2 protein-coding genes are annotated in these 2,341 nt (G+C 29.8%); both read right to left on the minus strand.

From position 1 onward, the window contains the following. Positions 1 to 109: 109 nt before the first annotated feature. Positions 110 to 688, minus strand: a complete 579-nt coding sequence (locus tag ADI86_RS01630) for a DUF4230 domain-containing protein (RefSeq protein WP_000493216.1) — start codon at positions 686 to 688, stop codon at positions 110 to 112. A 291-nt stretch (positions 689 to 979) separates the two neighbouring features. Continuing rightward, positions 980 to 2,266 carry an ISL3 family transposase gene (locus tag ADI86_RS01635; RefSeq protein WP_049531504.1) on the minus strand — a complete coding sequence of 429 codons (1,287 nt, stop codon included), beginning with the start codon at positions 2,264 to 2,266 and terminating at the stop codon, positions 980 to 982. Positions 2,267 to 2,341 lie beyond the last annotated feature (75 nt).

The following is a 2,341-nucleotide window of genomic DNA, read 5'->3' on the forward strand; positions in this document are numbered from 1 at the left end:
TTTTTGTATACACTAAAATAGGGTTGGTGGAAAATTTCCATCAACCCTAAAAATTATAGAACCACACAAAACCCTGACCAGAGATGGCCAGGGTTTTGTATTTCAAAAATTATTCTGTAAATTCTATAGTTACTTTTACTTCAGAATCCATTGAAGAAAATATTGTTTTATAATAATTGATTGCAGATTCTTTAATTTCACTCTTAAATTTATCTAAATACTCTGCTTGTTTATCACTAGAAAGTTGGTTAGCGACCAATTTCCCAGTATCAATATCTTCTGTAGTTCCACTTAATAACTCTCCATGACTATCATATAAATCATAAGGATTATCTTTTGAAAGTTCAACACCAATTACTTCCAATTTTGGAACAATAACCTTATATTCTTTTTCGCTTATTTGTTCAACCTTTACACTACTTTTAATTCCAAATTTAGCTTTATAATTTAAAATTACTAATGCTGCTTTTTTAGAGAACGGCACATCAAACCCAAAAACTTGAGTTGTTTTTGTTTCAGAAATAATTTCATTAATTCCCGCATTCAAAAATACAACTTCATTCACTTTTTCAATACTTTCGATATTAATTGACGATTTGACTTCTGATTTATGTTCCTTAGGTAAGAAAAATAGCACTCCAATAGCTATAATAGCTATTAATACCACATTCAATAGTACACTAAACATATTAACTTTCTTCTTTAATATAGACAAGATAAAAAAACCTCACTTTAAATAATCTATCTAAATTTTACACATTCTAAAGAAAATAGTCAATATTTTTTCGTACTATCTTCTAAAATTAATTGTGCCTATTAAAAATGAAATTAGTTTGTTGCATTTGATTATATTTTTTGAACACCAAATCCATTTAAAATTGAGTGCTATTTTGAGCACTAAAAAAGGGCTCTTTGTCAAATAGTGTTGATGAAGAAATTTAGGAAGGGATTAAGCAACTAATTGTTGCTTAATTCCTTTTTATTTTGGGCCAAACATTTTTGTTATTAAAATAATCCTATTTCTAAAATGGTAATAGTTTCTAAAGCCGTAGGCATTTCTTTTAAGCACTTTTATTTTATTGTTTATTCCTTCAATAGGGCCATTTGTTCTAGTTGGATACTCACAAGTATTTTGAATATATGGCAAGTAAGTCATAAGAGTCTTTAATACTCTTTTTAAACCAGGAGATAGGTCTAATTGCGTAGCTGCTTCAATCGTTTCCTTGAATTCTATATAATCTCTATCCTGTATACATTCACGAAGTGAATGTACAACCTCATAATCATTTTTAAGAGATGGATTTTTTTCTAAGATATAATCTACGATTCCTTTACTTGTTATGAAGCTTTCAAAAAGCTTATAACGATTATATTTATAGTTCTGAAGTTCATTAGAGTTCTTTAAAATTAACTTCCAATAATGTTTTAACTTTCGATATAATTTAGAGTCTTTATAGCGATGCTTATTCATGACACGTACCCGAGTTCGATTTAATTCTCTATTTAAGGCTTGTACGATATGAAAAGGATCAATGATAATTTTAGCGTTAGGAAACATTTCTTTTATTAATTGAATGTACGGTAAGTACATGTCGATGGAGATAGTTTTTACCTTTAATCTAGTCTTAGGCTCAAAACGATGAAAATACTTTTTCAAGCTGTAAGATTTTCTATCTCGTACAACATCGACCAGCTTGTGTGTAGTGCTATCACAAATAATGAAGCTCATATTACTATCGGAAGATTTGACGGATTTAAATTCATCAAAACACAAATGCTCAGGTAAATCGTGTAATGGTTTAATCTTTAGTAAACGTGTTGTATCATCTATGATACGTCTTACCGTATGAACTGAAACATTTGTTTCTTTTGCGATATAGGTTTCAGATACTGTTTCACTTATTTTTGATTTAATTTCGTTTTTTAAGCGTTTAGAGATATGACAGTGTTTTTCTACGATTCGACTAGTGTCTGCGGTAAATGAAGAGCCGCATTCTCTACAGAGAAATCTCTGCTTGCGTAGATTTAAGTAGGCCGCTAGGCCTGAAACAGAACAGAGAGTGATACGAGATGTTTTCGTGCCGTTTTTAACGATATTATTATTTCGGCTAACACACCCACAAACGGTACAAAATTCTGGTTTATGCGTATAAGTAGCTGCATAAAATAAAGATTTTCTCTTTTTAAATATCTTCTCTTGAACTTTATTATCCCAAATAATGTTTTTATCTTTGATTTGTAGTGTAGCTTCTAGTATATTGTTCATATGGTCATCATCCTTTTGTTTTAGGTTTCAGCGCTTTTAATATAATGGATGTTGGCCTTTTTGTATACACTAAAA

Source organism: Streptococcus pseudopneumoniae, assembly GCF_001074975.1.
GTDB classification, from domain to species: domain Bacteria; phylum Bacillota; class Bacilli; order Lactobacillales; family Streptococcaceae; genus Streptococcus; species Streptococcus pseudopneumoniae_D.